Genomic DNA, 18,013 nt, shown 5'->3' with positions numbered 1-18,013 from the left:
GTTAGAATCTCAATCATCGCATCAGATTCACGGAATCGCAATAGGTATTTCAGGGTTAGAACGAAATACGTCCCCGCACACCTGCCAAAAACAAACTATCGTCCTCCGGGTTCAAGGCGGGGTCAATCAACCACTGGATATCCGGAGTAATTGCAATGTTCTCCGTGAGCTGATAGCGGTAAAAAATCTCGATGGCATACTGGTCATCAAGGTCCGGGCCGAAGGTGTCCTCATTCGGTTTTCCCCAGTTCACCGCAATCCCAAGTAGATCATTACCGCGGATAGGGTTCACCCCGACACCAGCCGAGACAGAGGCTTCAAGCAAACTGCCACCGTCTTCGGTGTAACCAGCCCGAAAAAATGGCATCCAGCAATCATTGATCCAGTAGGATGCGGAAAAATTCACCCCCCAGCCATCCGGGGTCCCCGCAGCCTCGACATCATCCACGTGCCAAAACGTTAGATGTACATTATTCACATACGACCGGTCTTGAGACGTCGTCCACCCGAACTCAATGCTCTTGAAATACTCATGCTCGGTGAAAAAATATTCCGTGCTCTGAAAAGGATCCGTCGGGTCTGCATTCAAATCCGTCATGCTACCCAGCACATACACTTGGTCCGACAACCAATAGCCGGCTGCGAGGCCAAAAGTGGCATCGTTGGGCAAGGCAATGGATGACGACCCCGTGCTGAATGCCAGGTTGGTAAAGGCAGTCCATGGGTTTGCCAGAGCATAAACATCCACAAAATCGGTGGCATCAAGATAACCAAACAAGAAAGTCCCCTGTCCGTCGCAAAACTTTTGTTTCCAGTAAAGATTGGTTAGCCGCAGGTTGTTATTACTGAACGGCCCGCCAACCACGCCAACATTGCCGGCATCCAAACTGTAAGACGACGGTGAGCTTTCAGAATAGCGATGACGGTGCTCCACCTTGTAGACCAGCCCTCCCTGATTCTCAGTCCCCCGCCCAACCAAGTCCCAGGATCCGTACAATCGAAAGATTCCACTACCTGCTTCATTGGGGCCAAAGTCACCAGAACTGCCAAAGTAATAAGCGGTGTAATCCGTGCTCCATGAAAAACCCGTCCGATCCTTCAGCGACGTTTTGTAATCTTTCCACTCCTTGAGCAAGTCTTTCCCGGTGTGCGACTGATCCGGTCTGGCATCATCTGCCTCCAAAGCCTCCACCGACCCCGGCCCTCCTAGCGAAGGCCTTGCGTCTGCCACTTGCTCATTGGCAATAGCCAGCAAGCATATTCCGAGCAACACACCTGCTCTTTTTCCTTCTACTCGGCTCATCCACATGAGCGAAGTTTCTACCCCAGCTCATCGTGTTCCGTCAAGGCACGATGTCTTGCCTCTACTTCGAGCAAAAAAACAACTCCCGCCTAGCGAACATAAAGCAAATGATTCCGCCGCTCGTTACTTACTTATTTTTTTTGATAGACCCGAACCCAATCGACCTCCATTCCGGCAGGGTAATGAGCGGGGTTGGTCGCCCCTGAGCCATTCACCCATTTACCGCCGATCTGCATGGATAGGATAAAATAAAACGGCTGCTCAAACGGCCACTGCTTGTCTCCTTTTTCGGGAACACGTGGGTAGGTATGGCTTGGTTTGCCATTGACCGTGAACACAATTTGATCAGCACCCCATTCACAACCATAGGTGTTCCAGACGTCGCGATCAATCTTGGCCGTCGAACCTTTGGGTGGGGTATTGGTTTTATCGACCTTGAACGTATACTCCGAGTGCACCGTCTGATAGATTTTATGATCGAAGTTCAGGTGTTCCATCAGATCGATCTCACCATTGGCGGGCCAACCCTTTTTCGAACCCAGCATCCAGAGTGCCGGCCATGCTCCCTGGGCGCTTTTAAAGCGGGCTTTGATCTGCACCTTGCCATACTGAAACTCAAACTTCCCCTTGCTGGTCAAGCCGGCAGTAAGGTAGGGAGCGGGATCCTTCTTGGTGTCCGGGTTCTTCACCCCTCGTAAATGCAAGACTCCATCCTTAAGGGTCAACAGCTCGGGAGCATCCGACATGGTATTTTTCCAGTCGGCGCCGCCACGTTTGCAGCGCGTCCACTTGTTTTCATCCAGGGTTTTCTGGTCAAACTCATCCTGCCAGAGGAGCTTCCATCCAGCCAAGGTATCGGCCGCCTCTGCCGAAGTCATGGCCGTGGCCATCAGCATCAGGACAAAAAAGAAGGGATGGTTTATCGTTCTAGTCATGCCCAATGCTACGCCCAGGGCGCCGGAAAACTTACACTCCGAGCCCAGGGCAACACTCTACTTTGTCATCTGGCGCAGGGACACATCACCATACAATGGCTTTGCCCCCTTCTTGACGATCTTCTGTTTCAGCTGACCACTCTCAAGAGCAAAGGTGCGCAAGGTGTATGCCCCTTTCTCAAAGTCATAACTTTGACCGTCATCTTCATACAACTGGCAGGTGCCGTCCTTTTTTCCGTAATGACGGATTTCAATCGCAGCACCTTGGATGTCCTTGGTTCTCATCACCGACTTTGTCAGCATCGGAATCAGCGCACCCTCCTTGACGAGCAGCGGTGGCAGGTCGTTGAATTGCTTGGCTGTAATCGTGATCTTGTTGCCATTTCCTAGCAGTTTACCTGTGTAAAAATCATACCAATTTCCGGCAGGCAGCTGAACCTGACGTTTGGTCGAGTTGTTAAGAAAGGGAGCCACAAGAATATCCGGACCAAACATATAGAGGCTGTTGTCCTCGGTAATTTTCTGATGAAACCCATCGGCATACGGGTCGGTTTCACCGTCCAACTTACGCTCCTGCTCCTTGCTCTGATCCTTCCCCTCGCCGGTTTCCAACAACATCGACCGCACCGGAGGAATCCCTTGCTGATTGTAGTTGGCAAAGGCGGTGTAGAGATAAGGTAACAATTGCATACGCAGCTCAATCGTATTTCGCACCGCGTCCGTGGCATTTTTATAGCTCCATGGTTTGGTTTTACTTGCCCAGGCGTTGAGCTGAGCCAATGGCGAAAAGCAAACCGTATGCATTCGGTTGATCCATTCGCGTTCGTTACGTGCACTACGAATTTCAGGGCACCAAAGAATGCCTGACAAGCTGGCCGAAGACAGACCGGTTACATACTGGTTATGTCCATAGGAATCCGAGTAAATCACAAAGGGGTAGCTTGAAGCCGCCCCATTGCTGGCACGCACCTGCGAATACGTCCGTTGGTTGTTCTTCACAAACAGTTCCTTGTGCATCAGACTCTGCAACTGCATACCGTAAGTCTGGCGCATCACCTCAGCAGAAGTCCCGGAAGGGAAGGTTGCGTAGTCAGGCCAGAGCCAGAAATCATAGCCGTCACACTCATCGATTTTATATCCGGAGATCCCGATATCGAAATGATCTTCCTTGTGCTGGTCAACCAACAACTGGCGAGCCTCAGGCAAAGTGTAATCGGGAACGATCCCTAACCAGACAAGGTGGGAACCTGACAGCGGTTTCATTTTTTCATAAATCCTTGAGTGTTTCGAGATATAAGGGTTCACCCACAGGTTAAGGCGAATACCGTCATCCAACAACTGCTTGGCAAACTTCCCGGGATCGGGGAAGCGTTTCTTCTGCCACTCGTAGGTGCACGGATACGACTTGCTCTGCCAGCCGGGTTCCAACCCGATGACATCCAGAGGGATCCGATGTTGATCGAACTCGGCAATTTCAGCGGCTGTCTGCTCGGCCGAATACTTGGCAGGCGTGCGGTGCCAGAAACCAAGCCCCCAGAGCGGAGGCATTGCCCCACCACCACTGAACAGGTTGTAACGAGCAACAATATCCTGGAAGCTGGTCCCGGTAAATCCAACCATCTCGAGCCCTTTACCGTGAATAAATGCTTCAACGGCATCTCCCGGAGGCAAAGCCAACCATGGCCCCGCTTGTTTTTCATCGGCCGGTGGGTTGCGGTCAACTTCCTCCGGGTTGTGTTTTGAATCCTTGCGACTGCCTACCTGGTTGTGGATTTTGATGTATTTGGCCGTATTGAACAACACACCGTAACCTTTGCTGGAAATATAGAAAGGAACCGGTGCGTGGGTTGCCCCACCTCCTTTTTTAAAGTGGTCGACTTTGAGTTCGACGATCTGCCCGCTCTTCATCGTGTTGTCGAACTGCAATCCGTAACCATAGATTTTCTCCCCCGGCTCGGTCGGGATACGCACCAACACCTTACCGTCTGCAAGCAGTCGGAAACTGGCCGACTTCAAGGCCTTGCTGATCGGAACATCAGGTAAGCGATTCAAGGTCTCAATTTTCGGTGAAGCCGCGGCCAGATCACTGTAATGCATCTCACCATCGTGGTTTCCTACCACTGTGCGAAAAACCCCATTGGCGACTTTCTCCCACTTCTCAACTAGTTTCAAATCCCGGCTATCCCCCACAGGGGATCCCGCTTGTAACGGAAATGCCAGAGAGAAGACTACTACGGCAATCAGCCACAAGGGCTTCCTATCATGTCTATTCATTGGATTGTTCATGTTTAAATCATTTTTAACGCGTTCGTTGGTTCAGATACATCATCTGCAGGGTATTCTATCTAAAATTAGATTTCACCCTCTCTTACCAACAGCAAACATCGTCACAACTTGATAAAAATGACGAAGTAGCATAAGCTAATACAAGACCACCGAAGAAGTGCCAATATTTTACCTGGATCGTAAAGCTCCCATTGGCAAAAAAGGACCATCGTTAAAGCTTCTCAAACACATAATACCCATACCCCTGGGCTGGAACGCGCACCTTTAGCTTAACACGTGCAGAGCCATCCAAGGCAACGGGTGCCACAGCGCCCCCATTAACAGACACCTGAGCTTTGCCTTTCAACCCTGCATAATACAAGGGCACCCAGATCTCCTTGCTGACCTCAGCATCCGTCGGGTTATAAACAGACAAAAAGGCCTTCTCTTTCGACTTCGGATTGACGTGTAGCATCCAATCGATATCCCGGCCATCAGCCCGTCGGCCATGAACCAGATCCGACTCCAAAATCTCACGATGTTTTTTAAACCAGGCAACCGTCTCCGTGACCATCTGCTTGGTTTCCTCCGTATCATAAAGCCGGGGGCCGCGGTAACAGGCTTGCACTCCCAGTCCGAGGTTCGACTGCATCATCAGCTTGTAGTGGTCGAGGTGCTGGTGCAGTGGCTCGATCGTCGCTGCAGCACCACCGCCGTGGTATTGCACCAAGGGCACAAACATCCATCCCATACTCGGTGTTTTTTCCCAGGTTCCATCGTAAATATTCTGTCGGGCAATGACCCGCTGTTGCTCTCTCGGCAGCGACCAGTTCACTTCGCGGTAGCCCATGCCACACTTGTTTGATCCACTCAGATAGTAGTAATCCGGCAGATTAAAATACACTCCACGGGCACGTAAAAACTTGTAGAAATCGGTCCAAATCCGCCAATGCACCCAGCGTGAATCGTTGACTCCTTTTTGCAACGGAGGACGTGCGGTGACATCGACATCTCCCGGGTAGGTTCCATCGTTTTCAAATACCATAAAGCCCGTCTGCTCAAACAGGTTATACAATTTTTTGATGTACTTCTGCCCCCACGCACTGGTGATCGCCGGGCAGCGCCCGTGGGCGTTCTTCATCCCCTTGGGTGGAATGATGTCATTTCCCTTCCCCGCACTACGCGAGGAGTAAAGTGAATAGCTTCCCAGATGAATTCCCTTCTGCAGAGCGTAGTCGTTTATCTTTTTCCACTTCGCCAGATAATCCGGGTTGTCATTCTCCGAATTAAAACCGGAACCAAAAGACAAAATCACCATCTCAAAGCCGGTTGCGGCCGCTTGATCAATGGCATTTTTCACCACCTTCTCATTCGACGATTTACAATGCAGCATCAGTGGGTTCTCCGTCACCCATGGAGCGACGGTGCGATACATGCGCTTGAGCGCCAACCCACGTCGCTCACGGTCTTCTGAATCATACACCAGCTGGAACATACGGAAGCTTTCAAAGGTCTCCCCCTGTTCGATTGTCTGATCCGGACCGAACGTTGGCTGCACTTTTAACAGGCACGGGTTTTGCTTCGCCCAGTTCACTTGGGTAGAAAAACTTTTGTCGGTGAGCCAATGCACGGTGTGCCGGTTGGCGTTGCGTTGGCTCATGCCACCAAAGGCCATATCGGTCTCAACATGCAAACTTCTCGGCGGGCGAACGGACACACCGTCGCGAACTTCCACCTGGTTGTCATACTCCACAACCGACAAGGTTTCGGCACAAAAGCGATCCAGATTCACGGGTTTCCCGGTTTCATTCTTCACTGTAATCCACTTACTGAAGGCTGGCACCCCATCATAGATTTCATAATGAACCGAAACGGTCAGGTTTCTCAGCATTTTTTGTTTTTTTACCAGATCATCCAATCGGCTGCGATCAAAGCCGCCATACATTGCCACCTTGTTCACCCGGAGACGAACCAACTCGCCCTGCCTCCCCCGATCAGCCGTGCCACCATCAAGCGCCATTTTACCTACCCGAAATGCTTTTGCTTTTCCAAAGCTCTCCGGAATGGTCACCGCACGGTAATGCTTCCAGACACCTCCCTCTTGCTGAGCATCAAACAGCACCTTATCGTCGATCAATCTCGCTCGGAGCGTGATGGGCTTACCGACGTCGACCTTTTCCTCGCCGCTAAGATGTGGGTGCTCACGCTGGCCGTCATACATACCCAACACCGGCCGGTTGACATTGGCCAAACCTCCCGGCCGTATGTTCAACTTCATCACCTTGCCATTTTCAAAGACCAGACCAATACCCGGCCCCCAACTGGTCGAGCCATCGGTTCCCGCATGAATCGTCGCTTCAACCACCTCCACCCCCGCTGGCAGCGGACGCTCCGCAAACACCACCGTGTCTGGCAACGTGTAAATCTCGCCTGCTTTGCCCTCATTCTCAAAATTGGCCCGGGCATGGGCCTTGGTAGCATGCACCTTCCATGCCGCATCCAATACCTGAAACTCATCCACCAGAAGCACAGGCCGCCCAAAGTCGGAATCCACCAACACATCGTGTAGAGACAGTTCAGTCTGAGACTCAGGTAAACGGTAATCCAGACGAATAGTTTTCCCCTTTGGCGGCCAGACCGCATCGGGAGCATGGTGGCGCACCCGCTTCCACTTCAATCGAGGTTCCGGCTCCCCGGTTGCCACATTCACCAACTGTAGGGCACCCTCACGCGGCTTCAGGTTTTTCAACCACGGCTCTGTCAAAAAAGCTTTGTTTTTCTGGCCATCCGCGCCGCCGATGGCATACGGAACTCCATCCAAGGTGACATAGCCTTCCGGCTCCACCGCGCGAATCACCGATTCACCTGTCATCAGGTTCGTATACTCAACGGTCGTGCCCAGCCGAATATCAATCGAACGCGAAAACAATCCATTGCTGAAATTCAGCCGACCAGCTTGCCGGTCTTTGGTCACTTCGGCGACAAAGGCCTCGTTTTTCAACAACCAGTCGGATTCGAGCTGATAGTTCGCCGGCACTTGCGCCGACAACGGAACAAACATGGGAACACATACGGCACATAGCAGCAGAGTAAAACGGGAAGAGGTCGTGGCGCTAATCATCATGATTCTACCTCCATCAACAACAAAAAGAACCTCGACTTGATATCATTTTGATGAAAAAGGAAATCCTTGCGGCCATCCACTCATTATGTTAGATCTTCGCTATGGCTGCAAAACGAACAGTGCTGGGGGAATTAGGAAATGTAGTGTTGGAATCGGCAAAAAAAGTCAAAGACCCGATGACCAGCAAAGATAAACGCAAGGAATGGCTTGAGGTCATGGAAAAAGCCTCCGCCGCATACGCCGCCATCGATCAAACCGGGCAAGATCCGAACCCCAATTAAGTTTTTTATCCAAAAATGAACATTTAATGACCAATTAACTTTTTTTGGTTAACACGCAGGGGGGAACCCCGTATGCATTAGCCACTGGTATCCGCTGGACTCCATTGCTATGCACCCATTCATCCACGACGACTTTTTACTCACATCCCAAGCGGCACGGGAGCTTTACCACGGCTATGCCGTCGATGAGCCGATCTTCGACTACCACTGCCATCTTTCCCCCGCGGATCTCGCCACCAACCGAAGGTTCAACAACCTTACCGACATCTGGCTCGAGGGTGATCACTACAAGTGGCGAGCCATGCGTCTGCACGGCACCGAGGAGCAATTCTGCACCGGCGACGCCGGGCCATTTGAAAAGTTTCAAGCCTTCGCTGCCACCGTCCCCCACACCCTGCGCAATCCGATCTACCATTGGACCCATCTGGAGCTCGCCCGCTACTTCGGCATCACCACGCCTCTCACCCCTACCAGCGCCAAGTCGATCTGGGAACAAGCCAACGATCAGCTGCAGCAGGAGTCCCACACATCCTGGGGGATCCTCGAACAACAAAACGTGCGCTTCATCGGCACCACCGACGATCCTACGGATTCACTCGAACATCACATCACTCTCAAGGACTCAGACTGCCCGGCCACCGTGGCTCCGACCTTCCGTCCCGACCCGGCATTGGGCATCCAACAACCCACAGCTTGGAACCACTGGCTCGACCGGCTATCTGCCGTTGCCCATTCAGACCTCCATCACCTGGAAGACCTAAAAAGTGCACTGGCCGGACGGATCGATTTTTTTGATAGCGTCGGCTGCCGGGCATCCGATCACGGGCTGGAACGCTGCCCACTCCGCATCGCGGATGACGCCGAAGCCGATCTCAGTTTTCAAAAAGCGAGAAATGGCAAATCACTCAGCGCAGATGAAGCCGAAGGCTTTGCCGGCAATCTGCTCACCTTCCTCGGTGAACGCTACGCCGAAAAACGCTGGGTGATGCAACTTCACCTCGGGGCCATCCGCAACGTCAACACCGGACTGTTCGAAAAACTCGGACCCGACATCGGGTGCGACTCGATTGGCGACCAACAACAGATCCCCTCCCTTGCCCTCCTGCTCGGAGAACTCTCAAAGCGCCAGGCGCTTCCCAAAACCATTCTCTACAACCTCAACCCCCGCGACAACTACGCCTTCGCAAGTATGTGTGGCAATTTCTTCGAAGGGGGCACCAAGGCAAAGGTCCAATTCGGCAGTGGCTGGTGGTTCCTCGACCAGTCCGACGGCATGAAGTGGCAGCTCAACGCCCTGTCCCAACTCGGCCTACTCTCCCACTTCATCGGTATGCTGACCGACTCCCGCAGTATGATGAGTTTCCCTCGCCACGAATACTTCCGCCGCCTTCTCTGCGAGCTGCTAGGCCAGGATATCGCCGATGGTAAGATCCCTCATGATATCGGCATGGTCGGCGAGATGGTCAAAAACATCTCCTACTCCAACGCCCAAAACTACTTCGACTAACATCTCCTTTTTTCCAAGGCATGAAAAAAACATCCTCGAACATCATTTCCAGCAGCATTCTCGGCGTCCTGCTCATCTGCATCATTCTGGCCATCGTTTCGCGCAGCCAGAACCTGCCGGACCGAGGGACGTTAAAATGCGCCCACTCGCTACCAGCGAACCACCCGGTTCATCAAGGCATCGAGTTCATGGGACAACGACTGGAAGAAATCTCAGACGGAAAAATGAAACTTGTCATCTTTCCCTCGGGCCAGATGGGAGACGAAACCCGCTGTATCGAACAAGTCCAGCGCGGGTCACTCGCCATGACCAAAACCAGCACGGCCCCGATGGGAAACTTTGTCAGCTTGATGAAAGTATTCAGCCTTCCCTACCTTTTTGACGATGCCGACCACTTCTGGGAAGTTCTCGAAGGAGAAATCGGACAAGAGCTTCTTCAGCGCCTCTCCGTAAGAGACAACGGCAAAGAAAGCGGATTCACCGGCCTCGGGTATTTCGACTCGGGAAGCCGCAATTTTTATGCCACCGAACCCATCCGCACACCCGCCGACATGGTGGGGAAAAAATTCCGTGTGATGCGCGACCCCGTCGCCATGGATCTGGTGGAAGCTCTCGGCGGCTCCCCCACCCCCATCCCCTGGGGTGAACTCTACACCGCCCTGAAACAAGGCGTCGTGGATGGAGCGGAAAACAACCCTCCCAGCATCACATCCTCAAAACACAGCGAGATCTGCAAGCACCTCACTCTGGATGCCCACTCACGTATCCCGGACATGGTTGTCGTCAGTGACCGGGTCTGGAAAAGATTAAGCGCCCAAGAACAACAATGGCTGAAACAAGCGATGATTGAAGCCACCGAATACCAGCGAAAACTCTGGGTCGAAGCCACACAAAAATCCTTGAAAGCCATGGAACAGGATGGCGTCAGCATACTAACGGTCGACACCACCCCTTATCGGGATGCCTGCAAGCCGGTCATCAAAAAATACGCCACCGGTGATATCAAAGACGTTTACGACAGAATCCGGGCAACCCGAAAATAATCCACCATCACCATGCAATCACTCAACCGCATCTTACACGCGATCCTCACCTGGTTTTCCATCGGGGTGTTTACAATCCTCATCATCGATGTCGTGCTCGGCGTCGGATCCCGCTACCTTGTAGGCAACCAGATCCGCTGGACGGAAGAGCTCGCCACCTTCCTCCTGGTCTGGCTGGTCTTCTGTGGCGCCGCCATTGCTTACCGCGACAACGCCCACCTCGGCATCAACCTCCTCATGACCAAACTCCACCCGGGAGCAGCAAAAAAACTACGGATCGTCGCCCTGATCATCGTGCTCTTCTTTACCCTTGCCGTCATGGTCGTCGGGGGAATTCAACTCACGATGGAGCGACTTCACTTCGGCCAAATGATGTCGACGCTTGGCATCCAAAAAGCGTGGCTCTACCTCTCCGTCCCCTTCAGCGGAACCTTCATCGCCTTGTTTAATATCGAAATGCTGATCAACACCATCCAATCGAAAACAGAAGGGAGCGCCGACGCATGAGCCTCGCCATCACCATTCTACTGGTCCTCTTCGTCGTTCTCCTGGTGATCGATATCCCGATCGCCTTTGTCCTCGCCGCCGTTACCGTCGTTGCAGCCTGGGCACTGGGGTATGAACAAGTGCTCGTCACCGTGGCATCGGATATGGCCTCGGGACCGGAGAGCTTCACCCTGCTCGCCATTCCCTTTTTCATTCTCGCCGGTGAGCTTCTCGGTGCCGGAGGACAGGCGCGCCGACTAATCGACTTTGCCTCTGCGCTGGTCGGACGTTTCCCCGGTGGACTCGCTTGGGTGAACACCCTGACCTGCATGCTCTTTGGCGCCATTTCCGGTTCAGCAGCAGCAGCCGTGTCATCGATCGGTGGTACTCTGATCCCGGAAATGAACCGGAAAGGCTACGACCGCGATTTTAATATCGCGCTAACCACCAGCTCAGCCACCACCGGGCTCCTCATCCCTCCCAGCAATGTCATGATCGTTTATGCCGTGTCGATGGGGAACGTCTCGATCGCCAAGCTGTTTATGGCCGGCATCATCCCTGGAGTCCTCGTCGGTCTGATGCTCATGGTCATCAGTTATGTGGTGAGCCGCAAAAAAGGAATCGTCCAAGGATCGACAACATCCGAAAGCGTCATCAAAAGCGGACTAATGGCATTGCCCAGTCTGATGTTGGTTGTGCTCGTTCTCGGGGGGATCATGGCGGGCATTTTCACTCCGACCGAAGCTTCGGCCATCGCCGTTGTCTGGGCCTTTCTGCTTGCCGTTGTCTTCTTCCGCGAAGTCAAGATTGTGGAGCTCAAGGGCATCATCTACCGGGCAGCCAAGACCACCGCGGTGGTCCTGCTATTGGTTGCCGCCAGCCGGGCAATGAGCCAGTTCCTCACCACCGAACAGATCCCTCAGATGTGCAGCGCCGCCCTGATCGGCATGAGTGAAAACCCGGTTGTCATCATCCTGACCATCAACGTCCTGCTCCTCATCGTCGGTATCTTCATGGACATGACCCCAGCGGTCTTGATCTTCACCCCGATCCTCGCTCCGGTAACCGCCGCCCTCGGCATCGATCCGGTACATTTTGGCATCATCATGATCACCAACCTCTGCATCGGCCTGTGCACCCCGCCCGTTGGAACCTGCCTCTTTGTCGGCTGCAGTGTGGGTAAGGGAAACATCGCGCGGGTTTCACGTGCCATGATCCCCTTCTACATCGCCATGATCATCGCCCTGATGCTGATCAGCTTCTTCGAAGAGATCTCGCTGTGGCTTCCCAATACCTTCGGCTAAACCCCTCCACTGAGCACAACATCGTAGGACAGATTTTCAATCTGTCGGCAAGCTTGGGAACACGAATCCCTTGACCTGCCGCTGAGCACAGCTTGTCGACAGGATACAATCCTGTCCCACATTCCTAACGGACACACTCCGATTAGCTCTGAACCGCACCACCTTGAACCACACCACGTGCAGTCAGTTCCTTATCCAGATAAGTCTGAACCGCAGCCTTACGCATCCCCCAATCGGGGGCAATCAACAGATCCTGCTCTGCCACGCCGAACAGGCGCTGCACAACGATATCTGACCGCAGACGCGGCAGAAAATCAGCCAAAAACTCCATGTATTTTTCGAGGCTGAAGACCGGAAACGGCTCCTTTAGATATCGCGCCCCAAGAATGGATCCCTTCACCACGTGCAAGTGATGAAGTTTGACAAAACCAACCGCAGAGTGGCGATTGACCTCCTCTGCATAGGCCAACATTTGCTCGTGACTCTCCCATGGGAAACCAAAAATCATATGCAGGCACACGTCCATCGGTGACCCTTTCAATGATTCCAGCACCCGAACCAACTCGGCATGACTGCAGCCCCGGTTGATTTGCGCAAGGGTGGACTCATGAATCGATTCCATCCCCAACTCCAAATCCACGGCATAGCGGTCAGCATAACTCTCCAGCAAGGCAATTTTTTCCGGGTCCAGGCAGTCCGGCCTGGTACCAACCGACAAGCCCACCGTTTCCTCCGGGTTCACAGCCAAGGCCTCATCGTAGAGCGACTGCAGTTGATCCACCGGAGCATAGGTATTGGTATTCGGTTGAAAATAAACGATGAATTTTTCCGCGCCGAACCTTCCTTTGGCTCGGGCCATACTGGCGAGCAACTGTTCTTTTAAACTTGGAAGTGAACGCGTCAGTGAGGGGGTAAATGAATCCACATTGCAGTAGGAGCAGCCTCCATACCCCTTGCTTCCGTCACGGTTCGGGCAGGTAAACCCCGCATCGGCAATCACCTTGTAGACCCGCTGCCCGCCGAACTTCTTTCTCAGCCACGGGCCGTAAGCGCGGTAGTAGGGTTCCACAACTTCGACCTGCTTGCCCGACCGGGTCTCACCCGTTCCGGATATGTTCTCTTGATCACTCACCTGATTCACTGATGCACCGGAGCCCCTGATTGCGCAAGCCCGTGCTAATTCACGGCACCTGAAAAGCAAAAAAAGACCATTATAAAACCAAGCTCAGGTTCTCATTGAAGACCTCCAGAAAACGAATAAAAGTATCAACACAATGAATATGCCAAGCGCCACACCACCCGCACTCCCCGCACTCCCCAAACGTCACACCCTGCAAGAGTTTATCCACGCCACGACCCAGAAAGATCATGGCCAGGGGCTTTTCGAACTCGAAACCGAGCGCCTTCTCGAACTCAACCTGAATGGAAAGGTGCACACCAAAATGGGCTCCATGGTCGCCTACCACGGACAAGTCAAGTTCACCCGCGAAACCCTGCTCAGCCGCGGAGTCGGCAACCTCTTGAAAAAAGCAGTCTCCGGTGAAGGGGCACGCATCACCGATGCCGAAGGCGTCGGCTCCGTCTACCTCGCCGATGCCGGTAAAAAAATCTCCGTCATCGAACTCAGCAACGAAAGCATCGTGGTCAACGGCAACGATATCCTCGCTTTTGAGCCAACCATCCAATACGACATCAAAATGATGAAACGGGTCGCAGCCATGCTCAGTGGCGGCCTGTTCAACATCCGGCTACAGGGTAGCGGTCTGGTCGCCATCACCAGCCACTACGAACCGCGCACTCTGATTGTCGAACCGGGCAAACCCGTCGTCACCGACCCCAATGCCACCGTTGCCTGGAGCGGCTCACTCGAACCTCAGATCAAAACCGACGTCAGCTTGAAGAGTTTCCTCGGCCGGGGATCAGGAGAATCCTTCCAAATGCTCTTCGAAGGCTCCGGATTTGTCACCATCCAGCCATACGAAGAAGTGGCTTACCAAGCTTCTTCGTAATCTTCTTCTTTATTCGCCAACTCATGTGTCCGTATGGCATACGGACCTTGAGGCAGGATTGACAAGCGATTCCGAATCTAGCAAATTACCGGCATGTTTCGCATTCCGGTAGTCCGAACGGTGTTAAGCCTCTTTACCTTGGCTTCTTGCCTGCCACTGCACGCGGACACCTTCACCCTGAACAATGGTAAATCCTTTCAAGGCTCGTTACATAAAATTCAAAACAAGAAGGTAGAAGTCAAGCTACCCGACGGCCGCCACGGCACCGTGCCATTAAGCGCCTTTTCCAATCAAAGTCAGAGCAACATCAAACTCTGGGCACGCCAACAAGGAGGAAACCTCGACTACGCCTCGTGGATCAAATGCCCGGACAGCGCCTTTTCCAAAGCCTGGCCACGCACCGTCTACGGACCAAACACGCCCAGTGTTCAAATCCTCCAACAAGAAAGCAAACCCGGCCACTACGCCTTCGCCAGCGACCACTACCGCTTTGTGTGCGACGAAAAGCTCGATACCCAAACCGTGCAAAAACTCGCCACCTTGTTTGAGACCACGTATCTCTACAACATGCAACTGCCCCTCAACATCCCGGGGCAATACAAGAGCAAAGGGCATAAGTTTCCTATCTACCTCTTCGGCCAGTATGAAAACTACCTCCGCGCCGGAGGCCCTCCCGGCTCGGCAGGTGCCTACCTGCTACGCAGTCAGTCCATCATCGTCCCACTTGCCACCGTCGGTGTCTATAAATCGGGGAAAAAGTGGAAATACTTGAAAAGCAAACAAAGCTCGGTGCTGAGCCACGAGATCACCCATCAGCTGATGGAAGGCATCCTCTTAGCCCCCTGGTTTATCGAAGGCAGCGCCGAGTATATCGCCAACACCCGCTACACCCATGCCGCCTTCCACGTCTATGGCAGCAAACGCCACATCTTCGACTGCGTCATTTCCAAAAAGGTATCCAAATCCCACACCAGCAGAAAACTCGGACCCAGAGTGAGTATGCCACCGCTGAAAACCTTCATGAACCAGTCCTACCAACAGTTCGCCAGTGGCAGGCAGGTCAACCGAAACTACGGAATGGCCCTGCTGCTCACTTACTACTTCTATCATGGCGACGGCTCACCGCAGGCCCACAACATCAAAAACTACGTCAAAGCCATACAACGCGGGAAATCCGAAAAGGAAGCCCAGAAAGCGCTTCTCAACGGCCGCAGCTACGAGTCCGTCCAAAAATCCTTTGCCTCCTATTGTGCCGCCAACGGACTGACCGTCGAATTCAAATAATGGATATCGGAGAAACAAGCCTGAACAAAACTCCGGCAGACTGACACCCTGTCCGGGCTGCCAGCCTGCCGAATCGCTTATTTGGAGACCTCTAAAAGGTCACAGATTTTGTCACCTCCCGTATGGGAAGCATTCACCCTCTATGATGAGGGAAATTGGTCACGCACCATCACGTCGGATAAGGGCAATTGCCCTGGACGTGGCCAAGCCGGTTTAAGGGCCTTACCCACCGTGATCATAAAACCAATGCAATGGTCGTCCGGAAGATTGATCAACTTGGCCACCGCATCGGGGTCAAAACCGATCATCGGGCAGCTATCGTATCCCATTTCCCGAGCCGCCATCATAATCGACTGACCTGCCATTCCACAGGAACGCATCGCTTCGTCGCGCTGCAACTGTGGCTTATCCGCATAAAAAGGCTCAATCATCGGCACCAAGATGTCAGCGGCCTCTTTCGGTGCATCCTTCCAGTAACGGGCTGGGTCCTTGAGATGAGCATTCAAATCAGCACACAACAAAATGGTAATCGAAGCCTCGGTTACCTGGGCTTGATCCCAGGCTGCCGCCCGAACCTTCTGCCGAAGCTCCGGATCCGTGAGCACGACAAATCGCCAATTTTGAATATTAAACGAGGTCGGCGCCAAAATGGCATGCCCAATTAACTGTTCTATTTCTTCTTCAGTCATCCGGTGCTCCGGATCGTAGTGTTTCACAGAGCGTCGGCTACTTATGGCTTCAAGAGTATTCATCGTGGTTTGCTTTCAATCAATGGGTTGTTTGTTACAGGATATGTTAGAACTCAAAACCAACTCAATCGATACCAGTCGGCTTCAATAACCCAATACATCTAAAGCAGCATTGGCACTTGTCAAAAAAAAATCCCTGTCATGCGCCCGATCGCAACCATCAACCTAACGGCCATGCACACGAACCTCACATACACTCGGAAGACAGAGAATGGTTGCTCCCTTTCAGGGAAATGAAAGAGAGCAACGTGGCAGGCATTACGAAACACATAAAGTAACACTGCCAAATCCAAAAAGATGAATCCCTTCGGACACCACACAACATCACTGACGTATTGAAGACCCAAATACTTCTCACGTCAGTCATGTTGGCGGTGTCCCATAGGGGGGAACTTTGATGAAGGGGGGTAAGAATCGAGCCGTCATACAACGGCTTATTCCGGGGGCAACATCTGCGCATATTATACTGACTCATACGCATATTTTCTCGGCAAAATATCTCAAAAAACCGTCAATTCGTCTCATTTCTATGCATTTTTTATAATTTGAGTGGCCTTCCCCCTTGCCACAAGCCCAACCATTGAGGATCATCCAAGCTTATGGAGTTGATCCCTCATACTCAATTTTCAACGGATATGGTCCCCGAAGAGCATCGATTCGATGTCTGGCGGGACTCCATCTCCGTGCTCTTTGATATCGAACAACAAAAGCAGGATCTCAAGCGCCCCTTTGACGCACATCTTGACGCCTTTATGCTGGATCAGGTCATGCTCGCCCGGACTCGCTCAGAAGCAGCCTACTACCGAAGAAAAGCCAAAGACACCCGCAGCGACGGCATCGACATGATCATGCTGCAGCTCTTCATCAAAGGCGAAGTCGAGTTCTGTGCGGGAAGAAGCATTACCCAGCTTCAAGCCGGCGATATCGCCGTCTACGATCTTAGCAAGCCAACCAACAATTTTAATACCAGCTTTGATAATCTGTCCGTGCTTTTCCCGAGGGAACTCATCGATGAATACGTTCCCTCCGCGACAAACTGGCATGGACAACACCTGCCACGAAGCAACCCGATGACCAATCTGCTGCGTAGCCACATTCTCTCACTCTATGAATTTGGACCGACCATCACCATCGAGGCCAGCCCGGGCTTGCAACGTTCACTCCTGAACATGACAAGCACCGCCTTTCAGGCATCAGCGGAAAACATGCATCGCTCAGCTGAGATCGTTGCCGCCACCCAGCTGCAGGAAATCAAAAAATACATCCGCCAACACCTGGCCGACCCCAACCTCACTCCGGACAACATCGCCAAAGCCTTCGGCCTCTCCAGAGCCCACCTCTACCGGATCACCGATCCTCTTGAAGGGATCATGCAATACATCCGTCACCAACGCCTCAAACGTTGCTGGAAAGAACTGCAAAGCCCACGGCAAAGCCACCTCAGCATTACTGAACTCGGTTTTAAGTGGGGCTACAATGATGCGGGAACCTTCACCCGAAACTTCAAAAAAACCTTTGGCATGCTTCCCAAGGATGCACGGGCCCTCGGAGCCCTCAATAACCATCAGGCAAGCGCCGAAAGCCAAGCGGGCAACGATGCTCCCGACCGCGGATACGAGTCCTGGGTGCGTTCACTCGCAGACTAGCCCTCGCCAGAGACACGCTCCGTCACAAGCCCAACAAATACCAATCCTCTGCAAACCAAAAAACCGGGGGATTCACC

At 52.8% G+C, this 18,013-nt stretch carries 14 protein-coding genes; 8 read left to right on the top strand and 6 right to left on the bottom strand.

What is annotated here, in order from left to right; translation table 11 throughout:
- Positions 1 to 55: 55 nt before the first annotated feature.
- From HW115_RS07965 to HW115_RS07950, 4 genes are all read right to left on the bottom strand, one after another.
- Positions 56 to 1,303 (bottom strand): carbohydrate porin, encoded by a 1,248-nt coding sequence (locus HW115_RS07965; RefSeq protein ID WP_227021348.1) that lies wholly within the window; start codon positions 1,301 to 1,303, stop codon positions 56 to 58.
- 131 nt (positions 1,304 to 1,434) lie between these two features.
- Positions 1,435 to 2,238, bottom strand: a complete 804-nt coding sequence (locus tag HW115_RS07960; RefSeq protein ID WP_178932053.1) for a glycoside hydrolase family 16 protein — start codon at positions 2,236 to 2,238, stop codon at positions 1,435 to 1,437.
- Between the two features lie 57 nt (positions 2,239 to 2,295).
- Positions 2,296 to 4,512, bottom strand: a complete 2,217-nt coding sequence (locus HW115_RS07955; RefSeq protein ID WP_227021347.1) for a TIM-barrel domain-containing protein — start codon at positions 4,510 to 4,512, stop codon at positions 2,296 to 2,298.
- 223 nt (positions 4,513 to 4,735) lie between these two features.
- Entirely contained in the window at positions 4,736 to 7,627 is a 2,892-nt protein-coding gene (locus tag HW115_RS07950) for a hypothetical protein (protein WP_178932051.1), read from the bottom strand.
- A 101-nt stretch (positions 7,628 to 7,728) separates the two neighbouring features.
- Here HW115_RS07950 and HW115_RS07945 point away from each other — a divergent pair, with 101 nt between their 5' ends.
- The 5 genes from HW115_RS07945 to HW115_RS07925 all read left to right on the top strand — a co-directional run bounded on the left by HW115_RS07945 (position 7,729) and on the right by HW115_RS07925 (position 12,248).
- Positions 7,729 to 7,908, top strand: a complete 180-nt coding sequence (locus HW115_RS07945) for a hypothetical protein (protein ID WP_178932050.1) — start codon at positions 7,729 to 7,731, stop codon at positions 7,906 to 7,908.
- A 109-nt stretch (positions 7,909 to 8,017) separates the two neighbouring features.
- Positions 8,018 to 9,415, top strand: coding sequence for a glucuronate isomerase (uxaC, locus tag HW115_RS07940; protein ID WP_178932049.1), 1,398 nt, complete (start codon positions 8,018 to 8,020; stop codon positions 9,413 to 9,415).
- Between the two features lie 20 nt (positions 9,416 to 9,435).
- Positions 9,436 to 10,458, top strand: coding sequence for a TRAP transporter substrate-binding protein (locus tag HW115_RS07935; RefSeq protein WP_178932048.1), 1,023 nt, complete (start codon positions 9,436 to 9,438; stop codon positions 10,456 to 10,458).
- 12 nt (positions 10,459 to 10,470) lie between these two features.
- A complete protein-coding gene (locus HW115_RS07930) occupies positions 10,471 to 10,965 on the top strand; it encodes a TRAP transporter small permease (protein WP_178932047.1) in 495 nt (164 codons plus the stop codon).
- On the top strand, positions 10,962 to 12,248 hold the full coding sequence (locus HW115_RS07925) for a TRAP transporter large permease (RefSeq protein WP_178932046.1): 1,287 nt from the start codon (positions 10,962 to 10,964) through the stop codon (positions 12,246 to 12,248). Before HW115_RS07930 ends, HW115_RS07925 begins: the two co-directional genes overlap by 4 nt.
- Positions 12,249 to 12,390: 142 nt before the next feature.
- On the opposite strand, the gene mnmL is transcribed toward HW115_RS07925, so the two are convergent.
- Positions 12,391 to 13,380 carry a tRNA modification radical SAM protein MnmL/YtqA gene (gene mnmL / locus HW115_RS07920; RefSeq protein ID WP_319609284.1) on the bottom strand — a complete coding sequence of 330 codons (990 nt, stop codon included), beginning with the start codon at positions 13,378 to 13,380 and terminating at the stop codon, positions 12,391 to 12,393.
- Between the two features lie 148 nt (positions 13,381 to 13,528).
- Here mnmL and HW115_RS07915 point away from each other — a divergent pair, with 148 nt between their 5' ends.
- Entirely contained in the window at positions 13,529 to 14,257 is a 729-nt protein-coding gene (locus tag HW115_RS07915; protein ID WP_227021345.1) for an AIM24 family protein, read from the top strand.
- 93 nt (positions 14,258 to 14,350) lie between these two features.
- The gene (locus tag HW115_RS07910; protein WP_178932044.1) at positions 14,351 to 15,541 is read left to right on the top strand and encodes a hypothetical protein; all 1,191 of its coding nucleotides are present in this window, start codon (positions 14,351 to 14,353) and stop codon (positions 15,539 to 15,541) included.
- A gap of 140 nt (positions 15,542 to 15,681) precedes the next feature.
- Here the strand turns inward: HW115_RS07910 and HW115_RS07905 are convergent, their stop codons facing one another.
- The gene (locus HW115_RS07905; RefSeq protein WP_178932043.1) at positions 15,682 to 16,293 is read right to left on the bottom strand and encodes a nitroreductase family protein; all 612 of its coding nucleotides are present in this window, start codon (positions 16,291 to 16,293) and stop codon (positions 15,682 to 15,684) included.
- A gap of 596 nt (positions 16,294 to 16,889) precedes the next feature.
- On the opposite strand from HW115_RS07905, the gene HW115_RS07900 reads away from it, so the two are divergent.
- Positions 16,890 to 17,936, top strand: coding sequence for a helix-turn-helix domain-containing protein (locus HW115_RS07900; RefSeq protein WP_178932042.1), 1,047 nt, complete (start codon positions 16,890 to 16,892; stop codon positions 17,934 to 17,936).
- Positions 17,937 to 18,013 lie beyond the last annotated feature (77 nt).

The organism is Oceaniferula marina (assembly GCF_013391475.1).
GTDB classification, from domain to species: Bacteria; Verrucomicrobiota; Verrucomicrobiia; order Verrucomicrobiales; family Akkermansiaceae; genus Oceaniferula; species Oceaniferula marina.
The sequence above is the reverse complement of the archived record's forward strand: the minus strand, read 5'-3'. Positions and strand labels throughout refer to the sequence as shown.